The sequence below is a fragment of the Mycolicibacterium aromaticivorans JS19b1 = JCM 16368 genome, from assembly GCF_000559085.1.
Taxonomy (GTDB): domain Bacteria; phylum Actinomycetota; class Actinomycetes; order Mycobacteriales; family Mycobacteriaceae; genus Mycobacterium; species Mycobacterium aromaticivorans.
This window is the reverse complement of sequence record NZ_JALN02000001.1, coordinates 1800144-1817443: the sequence shown is the minus strand read 5'-3', so window position 1 is coordinate 1817443 and position 17300 is coordinate 1800144. Positions and strand designations below refer to the sequence as shown.

At 66.7% G+C, this 17300-nt stretch carries 16 protein-coding genes and 1 pseudogene; 11 read left to right on the top strand and 6 right to left on the bottom strand.

Annotated elements, in window-relative coordinates; genetic code table 11:
- The first annotated feature begins 1 nt into the window (after nt 1).
- The gene (locus Y900_RS08755) at nt 2-1687 is read left to right on the top strand and encodes an FAD-dependent oxidoreductase (protein WP_036341299.1); all 1686 of its coding nucleotides are present in this window, start codon (nt 2-4) and stop codon (nt 1685-1687) included.
- On the opposite strand, the gene Y900_RS08750 is transcribed toward Y900_RS08755, so the two are convergent.
- Together Y900_RS08750 and Y900_RS08745 are read right to left on the bottom strand one after the other, a co-directional pair.
- Nucleotides 1684-2157 (bottom strand): 5' nucleotidase, NT5C type, encoded by a 474-nt coding sequence (locus Y900_RS08750; RefSeq protein ID WP_036341296.1) that lies wholly within the window; start codon nt 2155-2157, stop codon nt 1684-1686. The genes Y900_RS08755 and Y900_RS08750 overlap by 4 nt on opposite strands.
- A gap of 7 nt (nt 2158-2164) precedes the next feature.
- The gene (locus tag Y900_RS08745) at nt 2165-2614 is read right to left on the bottom strand and encodes a VOC family protein (RefSeq protein WP_036341294.1); all 450 of its coding nucleotides are present in this window, start codon (nt 2612-2614) and stop codon (nt 2165-2167) included.
- 156 nt (nt 2615-2770) lie between these two features.
- On the opposite strand from Y900_RS08745, the gene Y900_RS08740 reads away from it, so the two are divergent.
- Nucleotides 2771-4108, top strand: a complete 1338-nt coding sequence (locus Y900_RS08740; protein WP_036341293.1) for an MFS transporter — start codon at nt 2771-2773, stop codon at nt 4106-4108.
- Here Y900_RS08740 and Y900_RS08735 read toward each other — a convergent pair whose 3' ends face one another.
- On the bottom strand, nt 4109-5233 hold the full coding sequence (locus Y900_RS08735) for a citrate synthase 2 (RefSeq protein ID WP_036341291.1): 1125 nt from the start codon (nt 5231-5233) through the stop codon (nt 4109-4111). It abuts the gene before it with no gap.
- A gap of 116 nt (nt 5234-5349) precedes the next feature.
- Here Y900_RS08735 and pdxH point away from each other — a divergent pair, with 116 nt between their 5' ends.
- The 7 genes and pseudogenes from pdxH (at nt 5350) to Y900_RS08700 (ending at nt 11991) form a co-directional block, all read left to right on the top strand.
- A complete protein-coding gene (pdxH, locus tag Y900_RS08730) occupies nt 5350-6021 on the top strand; it encodes a pyridoxamine 5'-phosphate oxidase (protein ID WP_036346244.1) in 672 nt (223 codons plus the stop codon).
- Nucleotides 6022-7296: an MFS transporter gene (locus Y900_RS08725; RefSeq protein WP_036341289.1), complete on the top strand. Its 1275-nt coding sequence runs from the start codon at nt 6022-6024 to the stop codon at nt 7294-7296.
- A 28-nt stretch (nt 7297-7324) separates the two neighbouring features.
- Nucleotides 7325-7987, top strand: a complete 663-nt coding sequence (locus Y900_RS08720; RefSeq protein ID WP_036341285.1) for a TetR/AcrR family transcriptional regulator — start codon at nt 7325-7327, stop codon at nt 7985-7987.
- Between the two features lie 40 nt (nt 7988-8027).
- Nucleotides 8028-8705: a TetR/AcrR family transcriptional regulator gene (locus tag Y900_RS08715; protein WP_051659970.1), complete on the top strand. Its 678-nt coding sequence runs from the start codon at nt 8028-8030 to the stop codon at nt 8703-8705.
- Between the two features lie 61 nt (nt 8706-8766).
- Complete coding sequence (locus Y900_RS08710; RefSeq protein WP_036341283.1) at nt 8767-10065, top strand: citrate synthase; 1299 nt, start codon at nt 8767-8769, stop codon at nt 10063-10065.
- Nucleotides 10066-10156: 91 nt separating this feature from the next.
- Nucleotides 10157-11585: pseudogene (locus Y900_RS08705) on the top strand (MFS transporter).
- Nucleotides 11575-11991, top strand: coding sequence for a MarR family winged helix-turn-helix transcriptional regulator (locus Y900_RS08700; protein ID WP_036341278.1), 417 nt, complete (start codon nt 11575-11577; stop codon nt 11989-11991). The pseudogene Y900_RS08705 and the gene Y900_RS08700 overlap by 11 nt, the downstream one beginning before the upstream one ends.
- Here the strand turns inward: Y900_RS08700 and Y900_RS08695 are convergent.
- From Y900_RS08695 to Y900_RS08685, 3 genes are read right to left on the bottom strand one after another with little or no spacing between them, the layout of a single operon-like run.
- Nucleotides 11984-12232: a DUF2630 family protein gene (locus tag Y900_RS08695; protein ID WP_036341276.1), complete on the bottom strand. Its 249-nt coding sequence runs from the start codon at nt 12230-12232 to the stop codon at nt 11984-11986. The genes Y900_RS08700 and Y900_RS08695 overlap by 8 nt on opposite strands.
- 27 nt (nt 12233-12259) lie before the next feature.
- Entirely contained in the window at nt 12260-13591 is a 1332-nt protein-coding gene (locus Y900_RS08690; protein ID WP_036341275.1) for an aspartate aminotransferase family protein, read from the bottom strand.
- Between the two features lie 37 nt (nt 13592-13628).
- Nucleotides 13629-15203 (bottom strand): APC family permease, encoded by a 1575-nt coding sequence (locus Y900_RS08685; protein WP_036341274.1) that lies wholly within the window; start codon nt 15201-15203, stop codon nt 13629-13631.
- Nucleotides 15204-15484: 281 nt separating this feature from the next.
- Here Y900_RS08685 and Y900_RS08680 point away from each other — a divergent pair, with 281 nt between their 5' ends.
- Nucleotides 15485-16498, top strand: a complete 1014-nt coding sequence (locus Y900_RS08680) for a phosphotransferase enzyme family protein (RefSeq protein WP_036341273.1) — start codon at nt 15485-15487, stop codon at nt 16496-16498.
- Nucleotides 16499-16523: 25 nt separating this feature from the next.
- Nucleotides 16524-17300 (top strand): 3-oxoacyl-ACP reductase FabG, encoded by a 777-nt coding sequence (fabG, locus tag Y900_RS08675; RefSeq protein WP_036341270.1) that lies wholly within the window; start codon nt 16524-16526, stop codon nt 17298-17300.

Here is a 17300-nt window from a genome sequence, read left to right as displayed (position 1 = left end):
TGTGCCCCATGTGATCACCCAGTCGTGTTGCAGCGACGGGTCCTGCGTCTACGCCTGCCCGGTCAACTGCATCCACCCCAGCCCCGATGAGCCGGGCTTCGCGACCGCCGAGATGCTCTACATCGATCCGGTGGCATGCGTGGACTGCGGCGCATGTGTCAGCGCCTGCCCGGTCGGTGCGATCGCGCCGGACAGCAAACTGACCGAGCAGCAGCTGCCGTTCGTCGAACTCAACGCGGCGTTCTACCCTGAGCGGCCCGCTGGGGTGAAGTTGCCGCCGACCTCCAAGCTCGCCCCGGTGCTGCCCGCGCCGCAAGTGCGTCGTGCCGGTGGGGATCTGACGGTGGCCGTCGTCGGGTCCGGGCCCGCGGGCATCTACGCCGCCGATGAGCTACTGACGCAGAAAGGTGTGCGGGTCAACGTCTTCGACAAACTGCCCACTCCGTTCGGCCTCGTTCGTGCCGGCGTCGCTCCCGATCACCAGCACACCAAGGGAGTGACGCGACTCTTCGAGCGGATCAGCAGTCACCCGCGCTTCACGTTCTACCTGAATGTCGAAGTGGGACACCATGTCCACCACGAGGAGTTGCTGCAGCACCACCACGCGGTGCTCTACACCGTCGGCGCCCCGCACGACCGCAGGCTCGACATCCCCGGCATGGAGCTGCCCGGGGCGCGCACCGCCACCGAGACGGTGGCCTGGATCAACGGCCACCCGGATTTCGCCGGGCTGCCCGTCGACCTGGGCCACGAACGGGTGGTGGTGATCGGCAACGGCAATGTGGCACTCGACGTCGCGCGGATCCTGACTGCCGACCCCGATGAGTTGGCCCGCACCGACATCTCGAACGCCGCGTTGAGTGCCCTGCGAAGCTCGGGCGTGCGCGAGGTCGTCATCGCGGCGCGGCGGCGTCCGGTCGACTCGGCGTTCACCCTGCCGGAGCTGATCGGGCTGACGTCGACGGCCGAGGTCGTCCTCGACGCCGACGACCACGCGCTGGTGCAGGAGGACCTGGCCACCGCCACCGATGCGGTCACTGCTGCCAAACTCGAGATCTTGGCCAAACTGCCTGTCGCGTCCGACCGCATCGACCGTAGGCGCATCCGGCTGGCCTACCGGCTGACGCCGCACCGGGTGCTCGGCACCGAACGGGTCGACGGTATCGAATTCCGTTGCACCGGAACCGAAGACCCGGTGCAGTTCGAGGCCGGTTTGCTGCTCACCTCGATCGGATACCGCGGCGCCCCGATCGCCGGCCTGCCGTTCGACGAGTCGGCCGCGGTCGTCCCCAACCGGGACGGGCGCGTTATCGATCCCGTCACGGGCACGCCCATCGCCGGCGCCTACGTCGCGGGCTGGATCAAACGCGGACCGACCGGTTTCATCGGCACCAACAAATCCTGTTCCATGCAAACTGTCTCGAATCTGGTGGACGACTTCAACGCCGGCTTGCTCGGCGACCCCGATGCGCGACCGGCGTTGCTGGACAAGCTGGTTCGCTCTCGTCAACCCGATGTGGTCGACGCCCGCGGCTGGCGTGCGATCGACGCGGCCGAGACGGCCCGCGGCGACGCCGAGGGGCGGGTGCGAGTGAAGTTCACCGACGTGTCCGAGATGGTCGCGGTGGCTGCCGCGGCGCCGGAGCCGCCGCTGGCCAGGCGGCTCCTCGCCGGGCTGTTGCGTTAGGCCTGCCCGCGCAGATATTTCAGCACGGCGGCCCAGTCCGGGAACCGGTCGGAGCCGTACCGGATCCACTCGCCCTCGAAGCGCTCGGCACCATTGTTGGGCCGGTCGTCGACGAGGAAGTCGCCGCGGTTGAGGTCCTTGTGGTGGGTGAGGATCAGCCGCTTGTACGCCGGTGAATCCTCCTCGGCGCCAAGGTGTTCGTGCACCCATTCGATCTTGTGTTGCCAACCCGACGGGTTGCGCCACGGCGCGGTGGACAGCAGGTAGGTGTCGAACAGCGTCGACAGTTCGGTGAACGCCTCGATCGCGCCGGGCATCGAACGCATCAAGGCGAAGATGCCCGGCGCCTCATCCATCCGGCCCCGGTACTTGTCCACCACGACAGGATCGAGGCCCTCGATCCGATGGCCGAAGTCGACCATCGTGTTGTCGAGGTCGATGTAGAGGATCTTGCGACGAGCCTGGGTCACGCCTACATCATGCCTGGCTCATCGCCCGCTGGATCTCGTCGTAACTGACCTCACGCACCGGCTGTCCCAGCGACCACTGATGCCCGAACGGATCCCGCACCATGCCGTAGCGATCGCCCCAGAACTGGTCGTCCAGCGGCATCACGACGGTGGCGCCGGCATCCAGCGCCTGCTGGAATTTCTGGTCCACGTCGGTGACGGTCAGATGGATGGTCACCGGGGTGCCGCCCAGCGCAGGCGGTGTCATCGACTTGCCGCCGGACGCCTCCGGAAAATCGTCGTTGAGCATGATCATGGCGCCGTTGATCTGTAGCGCGGCGTGGATCAGTTTCCCGTCCGGCCGGGGCACCCGGCCGATCTCGGTGGCGCCGAACGCCTTGATGTAGAAGTCGATCGCCGCGGGCGCGTCGTCGACGACCAGGTGCGGGGACAGCGCAGGTTGGATCTCGATCGTCATAGAAGCCTCCTGTGGTGTGAAGCGGCCGGCCGGCCGCCACCGATGTAGACATTGCGGCCGGGGAAAACTCATCGGCCGCCTCCAATGCAACCACCGGGTACCGACAGAAAACACCAGCGGTGGAGTACGGTTCGGGCTGACACAGGGAGGCCGACGATGACCACCACGACAGTGCCGCGGTCGAGCGCCGCCCAGACCCGGCGGGCGATCTGGAACACCATCCGAGGGTCGTCGGGCAACTTGGTCGAGTGGTACGACGTCTACGTCTACACCGTGTTCGCAACGTACTTCGAGGGCCAGTTCTTCGACGAGTCCGAGAAGAACTCGACGGTGTACGTGTACGCGATATTCGCGATCACGTTCGTGATGCGCCCGGTCGGGTCCTGGTTCTTCGGCCGGTACGCCGACCGGAATGGCCGACGCGCGGCGCTGACGGTGAGTGTGTCGCTGATGGCGTTGTGCTCCTTGATGATTGCGCTGGTGCCGTCGCAAGCGCTGATCGGGATGGCGGCGCCGATCATCCTGATCGTCGCGCGGCTTGTGCAGGGTTTCGCGACCGGCGGTGAGTACGGCACGTCGGCGACGTACATGTCGGAGGCGGCGACGCGAGAGCGGCGCGGGTTCTTCTCGTCGTTCCAATACGTGACGCTGATCGGTGGGCACGTGCTGGCGCAGTTCACGCTGCTGATCCTGCAGTCGTTCCTCAACGACGACCAGATGCGCGAATTCGGTTGGCGCATCGCGTTCGCCATCGGTGGCGTGGCCGCGGTGGTGGTGTTCTGGCTGCGGCGCACCATGGACGAGTCACTCTCCGAGGATGTCATCGAGGCGGCCAAGGCCGGGCAGGACAGCGGCGCCGGGTCCATGCGGACTTTGTTGACGCAGTACCGGCGGCCGTTGCTGCTGTGCTTCCTCATCACTCTCGGCGGCACCGTGGCGTTCTACACCTACAGCGTCAACGCGCCCGCGATCGTCAAGACCGCGTTCAAGGGCGACGGCATGACGGCGACATGGGTCAACCTGACCGGGCTGATCTTCTTGATGGTGCTCCAGCCGGTGGGCGGCATCGTCAGCGACCGGATCGGCCGCAAGCCGATGCTGGTGTTCTTCGGTGTCGGCGGAGTGTTCTACACCTATGTCCTCATCACGTTCCTGCCCCAGACCCGCTCGCCGCTGGCATCTTTCGCGCTGGTCGCCGTGGGCTACGTGATCCTGACGGGGTACACGTCGATCAACGCTCTGGTGAAGTCGGAGCTTTTCCCGGCGCAGGTGCGGGCGCTCGGGGTGGGGGTCGGGTACGCGCTGGCGAACTCGATCTTCGGCGGGACGGCGCCGCTGATCTACCAGGCGGCCAAGGAACAGGGCCAGGTACCGCTGTTCATCGGCTATGTCACGGTCTGCATAGCGCTGTCGCTGGTGGTGTACGTGTTCTTCCTGCGCAACAAGGCCGAGACGTATCTGGACCGGGAGCGGGGCTCGGCGTTCAGGGCCTGACTAGACGGGCGTATGCGCGATCTCGTCCCAGCCCTGCACCGCGTCCGGCGGCCTGGGAGCCGGACCGACATAGATGGCCGAGGGGCGGACCAGCTTGCCGAGCCGCTTCTGCTCCAGGATGTGGGCGCACCACCCGGCGGTGCGACCGCAGGTGAACATCGCGGGCATCATCTTGGCGGGCACCTGGGCGAAGTCCAGGATGACCGCGGCCCAGAACTCCACGTTGGTCTCGATCGCCCGGTCCGGACGCCGCTCGCGCAGCTCGGCCAGCGCCGCCTGCTCGAGTGCGACAGCCACCTCGTACCGCGGTGCCTGCAGCCGCTTGGCGGTGGCCCGCAGCACCCGTGCGCGCGGGTCCTCGGCCCGGTAGACCCGGTGGCCGAAGCCCATCAGCTTCTCGTTGCGGTCCAGGACGCCCTTGACCACGGCGCGGGCGTCCCCGGTGCGTTCGACTTCCTCGATCATCGGCAGCACCCGGGCGGGCGCGCCGCCGTGCAGCGGGCCGCTCATCGCGCCGATCGCTCCCGACATCGCGGCCGCGACATCCGCTCCGGTCGAGGCGATCACGCGCGCGGTGAACGTGGAGGCGTTCATCCCGTGTTCGGCCGCCGACACCCAGTAGGCGTCAATGGCCTCCACGTGCCGTGGATCCGGCTCACCCTGCCAGCGGGTCATGAAACGTTCTGTGACAGTGTCGCATTCGTCGATCACGCGCTGAGGCACCGCCGGCCGGTAGATACCGCGGGCGGACTGGGCGACGTAGGACAGTGCCATCACCGACGCCCTCGCGAGATGATCGCGGGCAGTTTCGCCATCGATGTCGAGCAGCGGTGCGTACCCCCAGATCGGTGCCAGCATCGCCAGGCCGGCCTGAACGTCGACTCGGACGTCGCCGGTGTGGATGGGTAGCGGGAACGGCTCGGCGGGGCGCAGACCGTTGCCGAACCTGCCGTCGACCAGCAACGCCCACACGTCGCCGAACGTCACGCGATTGCCGACCAGTTCCTCGATGTCCACACCGCGATAGCGCAGTGCGCCGCCGTCTCGATCAGGTTCTGCGATCTCGGTGGTGAAGGCCACCACCCCTTCGAGGCCGGGCACGAAATCGTCGGGTACCACCGTCATGGGTGGATTCTCCCACTCGGCTATCGGGTCGTCGCTGCCGGTCGGCAACCGGCAGCCGAATGTTTGCGGCGTACCGTTGGGCCGTGGAGACGCCCAAGGACGATCGCCTCGCGGCGATGCGCGTTGAGTACGGCTCGGTCGAGAAAGACGGCAGCAGCGACCTCGATGTCGACTGGCTCGCCGACGGTTGGCTTGCCCTGTTGCACAGGTGGATAGCCGACGCCGAAGCGGCCGGGATCGCCGAGCCCAACGCCATGGTGCTGGCGACCATCGGCACGGGATCAGACTCGGGAAGACCGGTCAGCCGCACGGTGTTGTGCAAAAGCGTGGACGAGACCGGGATCACCTTCTACACCAACTACGACTCTGCCAAGGGCGATGAGCTCGCGGCGACTCCGTATGCCGCGGTGACGTTCCCCTGGTACGCGCTGGGACGACAGGTGCACATCCGCGGCGCCGTGACCAAGGTCAGCGCGCAGGAGACCGAAGAGTATTGGTCCAAACGCCCACGCGGATCCCAGCTGGGGGCCTGGGCGTCTGCGCAGTCGCGCCCGATCGGCTCCCGCGCCGAGCTGCTCGCTCAGCTCGCCGAGGTCACTGAACGCTTCGCCGCCGACGAGATGGTGCCGGTACGCCCGCACTGGGGTGGTTACCGGATCGCCCCCGAGGTGGTCGAGTTCTGGCAGGGCCGGGAGAATCGGGTGCACAACCGAATTCGCGTGAGCGGCGCGGTCGGAGCCGCCGGGCCGGCGACATCGGGCGTGAGCATCGAGCGTCTGCAGCCGTAGGTGGCGCGGCTCTTTGCCGACACCACCCCACTGAGAACGCCGGATTTCCGCCGGCTGTGGGTGGCCGGCGTCATCACGGTCATCGGGGCCAACCTCACCATCTTCGCCGTCCCCGTCCAGCTGTACGCACTGACCCACAACTCGGCGTACGTCGGGCTGTCCGGGGTGTTCGCGCTCGTGCCGCTGGTGGTGTTCGGGCTGCTCGGCGGGGCCTGGGCCGACGCCATGGACCGTCGGGTGTTGCTGATCATCACCTCCAGCGGCTTGACGGTGTCCTCGCTGCTGCTGTGGCTACAGGCCGCCCTGGGACTGAACAACGTGTGGGCGGTGCTGTGCCTGCTGGCGGTGCAGCAGGTGTTCTACGCAATCGACAGCCCGACCCGGGCGGCCGCCATCCCGCGAATGTTGCCCGGCGCGCAGCTGCCCGCGGCCAACTCGTTGAACTTCACGGTGTTCCAGTTCGGCGCGATCGTCGGCCCGCTGATGGCCGGTGTGATGCTGCGCTGGGTCGACCTGTCCACCCTCTACATGATCGACACGCTCACCTGTGTGGTGCCGGTTCTGGTCGCGTTCCGGCTCGCGCCGATCCCGCCTGCCGTCGGCGGAAGGGGCATGGGCTTCGATGCCTTGCGATCGGTCGTCGAGGGTTTCCGATTCCTGTCCGGCAACAAGGTCGTGCTGATGTCGTTCGTGGTCGACCTGATCGCGATGATTCTGGGCATGCCGCGGGCGTTGTTCCCGGAGATGGCGCACCAGAGTTTCGGCGCCCCGATCGAAGGTGGCACCACGATCGCGCTGCTGGCGGCCGCGATGTCGGTCGGTGCGGTGGCCGGCGGGGTGTTCTCCGGCTGGTTTCCCCGCATCCAGCGTCAGGGCCTCGCCGTGGTGATCTCGATCGTGGTGTGGGGTGCGGCCATGGTCGGCTTCGGCGTCGCCGGAGGCCTCGCGCATGGTCATACCGGCACCATGCTGTGGATTGCGTTGGTGTTCTTGGCGATTGGTGGCGCAGCGGACATGGTGTCGGCGGCGTTCCGCTCGACGATCCTGCAGGAGGTGGCTTCCGACGACCTGCGCGGTCGGCTGCAGGGGGTGTTCACTGTGGTCGTGGCGGGCGGTCCGCGGCTCGCTGACGCCGTGCACGGCGCGGCCGCCGCGCTTATCGGCACCACGATCGCCGCGGCCGGCGGGGGAGCGCTGGTGGTGGTCGGCGTGCTGATCGCGGCCGCGGCCGTCCCGATTTTCGTCCGCTATCGGGTGCCGGCCGCGAACCCGTGAATCGGCACGTTACGGCTACGATCGAGGGGTGGCCGACGTGATCGCGCAGCCACCACCGGGACTGCGCGAACGGAAGAAGCAACGCACGCGCGCCATGCTCGTGGACGCCGCCGTCACGCTCTGTATCGAGCGCGGTTACCACAACACCACCGTCGAGCAGATCGCTGCCGCAGCCGAGGTGTCACCGCGAACATTCAGTCGGTATTTCCCCACCAAGGATGCGGTGATGATGACCGTGCTCGACGATCTCGTCGACGCCGCAGTCACCGCTCTCGCCACCATCGACTCGGGAGTCCCGCCGCTGACGGCGCTGGCCCGCGCCCACACCATGGCGCTGCGCGGCGTCACCTCCGGCGCGGTGAGCCCGCTGACCACGCACCGCCTGGTGTTGATGGTCAACGTCATCTCCTCGTCGAGTGCGTTGCGGCTGGCGGCGGCCGCGACACGGCTGCGGCCACTGGTAGTGGCGGTGGCCGCGCGCATGGGCACCGACCCGAGAGACCAGCGGGTGGCGCTGATCGTGTCGGTGTGGGGTGCGATCACCGCCGCGGCGTGGGGACAGTTGGTGATCGGGCCGGGCGACTACGACAACTGCGGCGACATCATGGCCGATCGGCTGCACCTCGCCTTCACTGAATTCGCCGATATCGCCGCGCTGGAAGTGGGTTCGGCGCTATCCTCTACGGTTTGACCTCGGGGGGCGCCGGGACGGCGCGGGGGGGAGGCGCGACATGGCCCCAGTCGCGAAAGTTTCCGTTCCCGGCCTGCGTGAACTCAAGAAGCAGCGAACCAGGGCGACGCTGATCGACGCGGCCGTCCAGCTGTGTATCGACCAGGGTTACGACAACACCACCGTCGAGCAGATCGCCGCCGCCGCCGAGGTCGCCCCGCGCACCTTCAGCCGGTACTTCTCGAACAAGGAGGCCGTGCTGGTCGCCATCATGGACGAGGTCGCAGGCGATGTGGCCGCCGCCCTCGCGCGCCAGCCCCTCGACATCACCCAATACGACGCACTGGCGCGTGCGCACCTCGAGACGTTCAGCACCGAGCAGGACGGGTCTGCGGCATCGTTCGAACGGATGAGGCTGTTGCTGACGATCGTGAATTCAGCCCCGGCGCTCGGGCTGGCGCCGTTCATGTTCCGCGCGGGCGGCTTCCACCACCGGGCGATGGACGTCGCGGCGCAGCGGATGGGTGTGACAGCCGATCACCCATCGATCCGCATCCTGTTCGACACCTGGGCGGTGGTGATGGGAGTGGCCTGTAACGGGCTGGGGACCGCCGACGGTCCGCCGATCGAGCCGGACGTGGTGTGCCGCCGAATCGAGTCGGTGTACGGGCTTTTCACCCGGCTCTGGGCGCCGTGGGCGACCCCGGGCCCAACCCCCGCGGGCGTATCGGCAGAATAGCGACTACCTTCACCTACATACGGACGCCTCGCAGGCGTCGACGAGCTCAGAAGGGGTTCATGTGGCCGCAACCGACGAGACCGCCTCCCTGAAGTACCCGGGCGGCGAGTTGGACCTGGACATCGTGAAAGCGACGGAGGGGTCTGACGGGTTCGCGCTGGGCTCGTTGCTGGCCAAGACCGGTTACACGACGTTCGACCAGGGTTTCGTGAACACGGCGTCGACCAAGAGCGCGATCACCTACATCGACGGTGACGCCGGCATCCTGCGTTATCGCGGCTACCCGATCGAGCAGCTCGCCGAGAAGTCCACCTTCATCGAGGTGAGTTACCTGCTGATCTACGGTGAGTTGCCCACCACCGAGCAGCTGGAGAAGTTCACCACCCAGATCCAGCGGCACACCCTGCTGCACGAGGACCTCAAGCGGTTCTTCGACGGTTTCCCCCGCGATGCGCACCCGATGCCGGTGCTGTCCAGCACGGTCAACGCGTTGAGCGCCTACTACCCCGACTCGCTGGATCCGCTGAACAAGAAGCAGGTGGAGCTCTCCACGATCCGGCTGCTGGCCAAGCTGCCGACGATCGCGGCATACGCGTATAAGAAGTCCGAGGGGCAGCCGTTCCTCTATCCGGACAACTCGCTGACGCTGGTGGAGAACTTCCTGCGGATGACGTTCGGTTTCCCGGCCGAGCCCTACGAGGTCGACCCGGAGATCGTGCGAGCGCTGGACATGCTGCTGATCCTGCACGCCGACCACGAGCAGAACTGTTCGACCTCGACGGTGCGCCTGGTCGGCTCGTCGCAGGCCAACCTGTTCACCTCGATCTCCGGCGGCATCAACGCGCTGTGGGGCCCGCTGCATGGCGGCGCCAACCAGGCGGTGCTTGAGATGCTGGAGAAGATCCGCGTCGGTCAGGACGATGTGCAGACCTTCGTCAAGAAGGTCAAGAACAAGGAAGACGGCGTGAAGCTGATGGGCTTCGGGCACCGCGTCTACAAGAACTACGATCCGCGGGCGCGCATCGTCAAGGAGCAGGCCGACAAGATCCTTGGCAAGCTCGGCGGCGACGATGAGCTTCTCGACATCGCCAAGCAGCTCGAAGAGATCGCGTTGACCGATGACTTCTTCATCGAGCGGAAGCTGTACCCGAACGTCGATTACTACACCGGCGTGATCTACCGCGCGATGGGCTTCCCGACCCGGATGTTCACCGTGCTGTTCGCGCTGGGCCGGCTGCCGGGCTGGATCGCGCACTGGCGCGAGATGCACGACGAGGGCAGCAGCAAGATCGGCCGCCCGCGCCAGATCTACACCGGCTACACCGAACGCGATTACGCCACCATCGACACCCGTAGCTGAATCTGACGCTCACTGTCTACTGGGCCACACCGGGTTGACCCGGCAATGGTTGTAGTTTCACAATGATTGTGTGATTACAACTGTTGGCGAGCTGAGCGCACGGCGCAAGACGATCATCCTGGCGTCCTGCTGCCTGAGCCTGCTGATCGTGTCGATGGACTCGACGATCGTCAACGTCGCGATCCCGGCGATCCGCACCGACCTGCACGCCACCGCGTCGCAGATGCAGTGGGTGATCGACATCTACACGCTGGTGCTGGCCTCGCTGCTGATGCTCTCCGGCGCCACCGGCGACCGCTTCGGGCGCCGCCGTATCTTCCAGATCGGCTTGGCCACCTTCGCGGTGGGCTCGCTGCTGTGCAGCCTGGCTCCCGACATCGATACCCTGATTGGCGCCAGGCTGATCCAGGGAATCGGCGGCTCGATGATGAATCCCGTTGCGCTGTCCATCATTTCGCAGGTCTTCGTCGGACGGGTGGAGCGCGCCCGAGCGCTGGGGCTGTGGGGCGCCGTGGTCGGGATCTCGATGGCGCTTGGCCCGATCGTCGGCGGCTTCCTGATCCAGGCGATCAGCTGGCGCGGTGTTCTGGATCAACCTGCCCATCTGCGCGGCGGCCATCATCCTCACCGCGATCTTCGTGCCCGAGAGCAAGTCGGCCACCATGCGCGATATCGATCCGGTAGGTCAGCTGCTCGCCGTGCTCGCCCTGTTCGGCATCGTCTTCGTCCTGATCGAAGGGCCGGGGATCGGGTGGTCCAACCCGCGCATCATCGCGATCGCCGCCGGCGCGGCCGTGGCCCTGCTGGCCTTCCTGAGATACGAATCCCGCCGCCACGACCCCTTCATCGATCTGCGGTTCTTCCGCAGCGTGCCGTTCGCGTCGGCTACGGTCATCGCCGTGTGCGCCTTCGCCGCCTGGGGGGCCTTCCTGTTCATGATGTCGCTGTATCTGCAGGGCGAGCGTGGCTACTCGGCCGCCCACACCGGCCTGATCTATCTACCGATCGCGATCGGCGCCCTGTTCTTCTCGCCGCTGTCGGGCCGGCTGGTGGGTCGCTTCGGCGCCCGGCCGTCGCTGCTGGTCTCCGGTGTCCTGATGGCCGCGGCGTCGGTGATGCTGACCTTCCTCACCGCCACGACGCCGGTGTGGGAACTGCTGGTGATCTTCACGGTGTACGGCATCGGGTTCGGCATGGTCAACGCGCCGATCACCAATGCCGCAGTCAGCGGGATGCCGCGCGACCGGGCCGGTGCAGCTTCCGCGGTGACCTCCACCAGCAGGCAGGTCGGCGTGAGTATCGGTGTGGCACTGTGCGGTTCGGTCGCCGGCTCGGCGCTGGCGGTCGCGGGTGTGGACTTCACCGCCGCGGCGAGGCCGCTGTGGTGGATGAATCTGGGTCTCGGCGTTGTGATCGTGGTGCTCGCGATCGTGTCCACCTCGGCTCGGGCCAGGCTGTCGGCGCAGCGGCTGGCGCCGCTGATCGAGGACACCCGAAGCGAGCCTGCTCATGTCGGGTAATCCGCTCGCCGACCAGGTGTGGCGGTCGATGTCGAGCCTGGTGCTGGACAACAAGGACGGTTGGCGTCGCGCGGTTGTCGATCGAACGGGATTGCCGTTCAGCAGGATTCGAATTCTGCGCCGGCTCGCGTCGCAGCCGATGACGGTCAAGCAGGTGGCCGAGGCGGCCACCATCGACGCGCCGGCCGCCACTGTCGCGGTGAACGATCTGGAGGCACGCGGACTGGTGGTCCGCCAACCGCATCCGGAAAATCGGCGCTGCAAGCTGGTGTCGCTGACCGACGCGGGCCGCGACGTCATCGCCGTCCTCGACGACACCGACGACCCCGCGCCGGAGGTCTTGGCCTCTCTCGACGAACAGGATCTTCAGGCGTTGCGAACGATCCTGTCCCGGGTGCTCAGCTGAGGTAGCCCTCGACTTCGTCGGCGGGCCGCACGCTTGCCGCGCTCGGATCGCCGCCCGTCTCGCGCAGCGCACGACGCTGCCGAAGCAGGTCCCAGCACTGGTCGAGCTCGGTTTCGATGGCCTGCAGCCGGGTGTGCTCCTCCGAGGGGTCGATCTGTCCGTGAACTACCCGCTCACGCAGTTCGCGCTCTTGGGCGACCAGGTCGTGGATGCGGGAAAGGGTTTCGTTGTCTTCAGCCACTGTTCCAGTGTGCCCGACGAAAGCGATTCAGAACGACGAAGCGACGGCGCCGGCGAACTCGGTGCAGAACCAGTCCACATCGGTGCTCGAGAACACCATCGGCGGACGGATCTTCAGCACGTTCCCGTCGCGCCCACACACCGAGATCAGCACCCGCCGCTCGCGCATGGCGTTGACCAATGCCCGGGCGCCGGCCCGGTCGGGTGCGCCGGTCTCGTCGATCATCTCGACGCCGACGTACAGGCCGGTGCCGCGGACGTCGCCGATGCGTGGATGGTCAGCGCCAAGTCGCGTGATCTCGTCTCGCAGTTGCGAACCGACTTCGGCGGCGTTGCGCATCAGCTTCTCGTCCTCGATGACGTCGAGGACTGCCGCCGCGGCGGCCACCGTCACCGGATTGCCGCCGAAGGTGTTGAAGTACGGGATCTCGCGGGCGAAGGTATCGAGAATCTCCGAGCGGGCCGCCATCGCCGCGATCGGCATGCCGTTGCCCATCGGCTTGCCCATTGTGACGAGGTCCGGCGCGACACCGTGGCGCAGGAAGCCCCACATCGCGTCGCCGGTACGGCCGAAGCCGGGCTGCACCTCGTCGGCGATGAACACGCCGCCGGCGCGGTGCACCGCGTCCACCGCGGGCGCCAGCACCGAGGGGTCGGGGTAGATGCCGTCCGAGGAGAAGATGGTGTCGACGATCAGGGCGGAGAAGCCGGCGCCGCTGGCGACCAGCTTGTCGATCGCGGTGACGACGTCGGCGGTGAATCGGCCCGCGAGTTCGTCTGCGGGTATGCGGTAGCTGTCCGGCGGTGGGATCGTGCGGACGTGCTCACCGAGTACCGAGGCGCCACCGATGGACGGCGAGATCGCGGTCACCGCGGCGGTGTTGCCGTGATAGGCATCGGTGGTCACGATGACACCCTTCGCGCCGGTGTACATCTCGGCCACGCGCAGCGCCAGGTCGTTGACCTCGGAGCCGGTGCAGGCGTACATCACCTGGTCGAGCTGGTCGGGCCCCTCGGACCGCAGAGTGTCCAGCAGGCGCCGGCTGTAGTCGACGATGCCGCCGTGCAGATAGCGCGTATGGGTGTTGAGGGTGGACAGCTGGCGGGTGACCGCCTCCACCACATGCGGGTGGCAGTGGCCGACACTGGCGACGTTGTTGTAGGCGTCCAGGTAACAGGCGCCGTCGGCGTCGTAGAGCCGGGTGCCCTCGCCGCGGACCAGGTGCACCGGGCGTTGGTAGAACAGCCGGTAGGCCGGGCCCAGGATGCGGTCACGGGCCGCGATCAACGATTCGGTGGCGGGATCGACCGGGTGATCCGCCGAGTAGCTGTTGGAATCCATGATGTTGGAGAAGCTCATATCGCTACGTCCTCGTTGTCGCGGCCCGTGACTGCACTCACTGGCGTTCGTGCGCCTCTTCGAGCACCGTCCGGCCGAGCTCCGAATAGCGCTGCGGCGACGTGTATTTCAGTACCACCGCCAGCACGATGCCACCGATGCCGACGACACCCACCACGTAGGGGATGATCTCGAAGACCCAGTCGCTGGACGCGGTGCCTGCCGCGAACGACGCGTTCTTGGCCAGCAGGTAGATCACGTAGAGCATGCCCAGACCGCCGAGCAGCGGAGCCAGGAAGGTCCGGAACCAGTTGGCCGTCTCCGGATGGTTCTTGCCGACGTGGAAGTAGGCGATCACCGCGAACGCGGCCAGCGCCTGGACGATCATGATCGCGGTGGTGCCGAGCAGAGCCATCAACCCGTACAGACCGGTGTAGGGATCACGGCCGGTGAGTGCGAAGAACAGCACGACGACCGTCGCGAAGATGGTCTGGACCAGCCCGGCGATGTGCGGCGATCCGTGCGTCGGGTGGGTGGCGCCGATCGTCTTGCGCATGCCCGGGATGACGTTCTCGCGTCCGAGCGCGTAGATGTAGCGGGCGGCGCAGTTGTGGAACGCCATGCCGCAGGCGAAGGAACCGGTCATCAACAGGATCTTGAACAGGTCGACGGCCCAGGTGCCCAGGTGCGCACCGACCGGACCGAAGAAGATGTCACCCGCGGTCGCCGAATCCTGTGCCAGCGCAATGGCATTCTGCGGACCGGTGCCCACGATCGCCAACCAGGAGATGATGACGTAGAACACGCCGATGCCGACCACCGAGCTGATCACCGCGATCGGGATGATCTTCTTCGGGTTCTTGGACTCCTCGCCGTACATCGCACTGGACTCGAAGCCGACCCAGGACCAGAACGCGAAGAACAGGCCGATGCCTGCCGAGCCTGCCACCGTGAGCATGCTGCCGTCGGCTCCGGCCACCGAGCCGGACAGGTTCGCAAATGCGTTGAGCGGGTTGAGCGATCCCCACGACCAGCCCTGCGGGCCGCCGCCGGTGAACAGCACCGAGAGCGCCATCAACGACAGCATGACGATCTCGGTGATCAGGAAGACCCCGAGCACCCTGGCGGCGACGTTGATGTCGAAGTAGGTCAGGACCAGATTGACCACCAGCATGCCGATGGCGAACACGATCCACGAGATGTTCACATGGAACAGTGAATTGAACGTGTCGTTGCCGAAGAAGGCGAAGATGCCGATCAGCGACGCTTCGAACACCATGTAGGCCATGGCGGTCAGGAAGCCGGCGCCCAGCCCGACGATCCGGCCCAACCCGTGCGAGATGTACCCGTAGAAGGCGCCGGTCGCGGTGATGTGCTTGCTCATCGCCGCATAACCGATCGCGAACAACGTCAGCACAATCGTGGCGACGAAGTAGCCGGCCGGGGCGTAGGCGCCGTTGCCGAATCCGACCGCGATCGGCACGTTGCCCACCATGGCGGTGATCGGCGCGGCGGTCGCGACGGCCATGAACAGGACGCCGATCAGACCGACCGCGTTGGGCTTGAGCCGTTGGACGGTCTCGGATTTGACTTCGTTGCCGGCCGGGGCCGGCGGATCGATGGTGTCGCTCATTGTGTGGATTCCCATCTCGACTGTGACTGGGGTCGTGCCATTTATTTGGTCTGGTATTCCCCGGTTGGAACTGAGGCCGGGGGGCGATGACGATGTCGGCACGGCTTTGTGGTGCGACGACGACATTGTTACCCCCGCCAGATCCCCTGGTCAACAGGAACTTACGGGCTTTACGCAAGTGATGTTTCCTGTGTGTTTCCCAAAACCCTGCTACGAAACAAGGACGTTAAATATGCGGATTTGGTCTGCTCGCCGCCCCGTTATGGTCCACACTGGTGCCCATGCCGGGACTGCCGCCGACTCATGAGTTCTTCGCGCGTGCAGCACTGCCCGCTTACGGTCGTGCAGGCGACACGCCATTGCGGCTGCTCAGCCTGTCCGAGAACGCCACATACCTGGTCGAGGACGACGATCCGATCGTCCTGCGGGTGCACCGACCGGGCTATCACTCGCTGGAGGCGATCCGCTCTGAGCTGGCGTGGATGAAGGCCCTGCGCCGGGAGACGTCGGTGCTCACGCCGGAGCTGATCGCCGCCCGCGACGGAACCGATGTCGTGGCCGCCGAGGTCGACGGCGATGTCTTGCACGTCGACGCCGTGACCTTCGTCGCGGGCTGCACCGCGGAGGACGATCCCGAGGCCGTCGGCTTCGACCAACTCGGCAGGCTCACCGCCGTCATGCACGAGCACGCCAGGAACTGGACGTTCCCACACGCGTTCACCCGGTTCCGCTGGGACCTCGACACCATCCTCGGTCCGGACGCCCGGTGGGGTAATTGGCGGCTGGCGCCCGGCCTGACCGACGACGACCGGGCCGTGATCCAGCGCGCCGCCGATGACATCGCCGCAAAGCTCACCCATTTCGGTTCGGGGCCGGACAGATTCGGATTGGTCCACGCCGATCTGCGGTTGGCCAATCTGATGGTCGATCCGACCGACGCGGGTGCAGGCATCACCGTGATCGACTTCGACGACTGCGGGTGGTCGTGGTATCTGGCCGATCTGGGCGCCGCGGTGTCGTTCATCGAGGACACGCCGGCCGGCGAGCGCATCATCGCGGAGTGGCTCACGGGCTACTCCGAAGCCGGCTCGCTGCCTGCCGACCACTTGGCGCTCGTCCCGTCGTTCGTGATGCTGCGCCGGATAAACCTGACGGCATGGATCGCCTCGCACGCCGACGCCGATGCGGCGGCAGAGCTCGGCGACGACTTCGCCCCCAACACCGCCCGGCTGGCGCAACGGTATCTGGAGGACCGCTCCTGGTTGCAGGATGCGATCTTCGGATCCCGGGTTTGAACCCTTTCTAGGCAAGGAGATACGCGTGTTTGATCTGCAGTCGACGTCCGTGGTGGTCACCGGTGGCAGCAAGGGCATCGGGCGCGGCATCGCCTCGGTCTTCGCCACGGCGGGCGCCGATGTCGCGATCGCCGCGCGTTCGACCACCGAACTGGACTCGGCGGTGGCGGAGCTGGACGCGCTCGGCAGCGGAAAGGTGTTGGGAATCCAGACCGATGTCACCGATCCGGTGGCATGTGCGGAACTGGCCGCCTCGGTCATCGACGCGTTCGGCGGCATCGACGTCGTCTGCGCCAATGCAGGGATCTTTCCCGAGGCACCGTTGGCCACGATGACACCGGCCCAACTGGCCGAGGTGCTCGACGTCAATGTCAAGGGCAATGTGTTCACCGTGCAGGCCTGCCTGGACGCCCTGATCGCCTCCGGGCGCGGTCGGGTGATTCTGACCTCGTCGATCACCGGTCCGATCACCGGCTTCCCGGGATGGTCGCACTACGGGGCGTCGAAGGCTGCCCAGCTGGGCTTCATGCGCACCGCCGCAATCGAATTGGCGCCGCACGGGATCACCGTCAATGCCGTGCTGCCGGGCAACATCTTCACCGAGGGACTGGCGGACATGGGCGAGGACTACATCGCCGGGATGACCAAGGCGATCCCGGCGGGAGCCTTGGGCAAGCCGGAGGACATCGGCCACCTGGCCGCATTCCTGGCCACCGTGGAGGCCGGCTACATCACCGGTCAGGCGATCGCCGTGGACGGCGGTCAGGTTCTGCCCGAGTCGCCGGATGCGCTGAACAGCTAG

Coding starts and splice junctions, on each gene's coding strand:
- Y900_RS08745 (WP_036341294.1), bottom strand. CDS start 2,614: ATGACGATCGAGATCCAACCTGCGCTGTCCCCGCACCTGGTCGTCGAC.
- Y900_RS08740 (WP_036341293.1), top strand. CDS start 2,771: ATGACCACCACGACAGTGCCGCGGTCGAGCGCCGCCCAGACCCGGCGG.
- Y900_RS08735 (WP_036341291.1), bottom strand. CDS start 5,233: ATGACGGTGGTACCCGACGATTTCGTGCCCGGCCTCGAAGGGGTGGTG.
- pdxH (WP_036346244.1), top strand. CDS start 5,350: ATGCGCGTTGAGTACGGCTCGGTCGAGAAAGACGGCAGCAGCGACCTC.
- Y900_RS08715 (WP_051659970.1), top strand. CDS start 8,028: ATGGCCCCAGTCGCGAAAGTTTCCGTTCCCGGCCTGCGTGAACTCAAG.
- Y900_RS08700 (WP_036341278.1), top strand. CDS start 11,575: ATGTCGGGTAATCCGCTCGCCGACCAGGTGTGGCGGTCGATGTCGAGC.
- Y900_RS08690 (WP_036341275.1), bottom strand. CDS start 13,591: ATGAGCTTCTCCAACATCATGGATTCCAACAGCTACTCGGCGGATCAC.
- Y900_RS08685 (WP_036341274.1), bottom strand. CDS start 15,203: ATGAGCGACACCATCGATCCGCCGGCCCCGGCCGGCAACGAAGTCAAA.
- Y900_RS08680 (WP_036341273.1), top strand. CDS start 15,485: ATGCCGGGACTGCCGCCGACTCATGAGTTCTTCGCGCGTGCAGCACTG.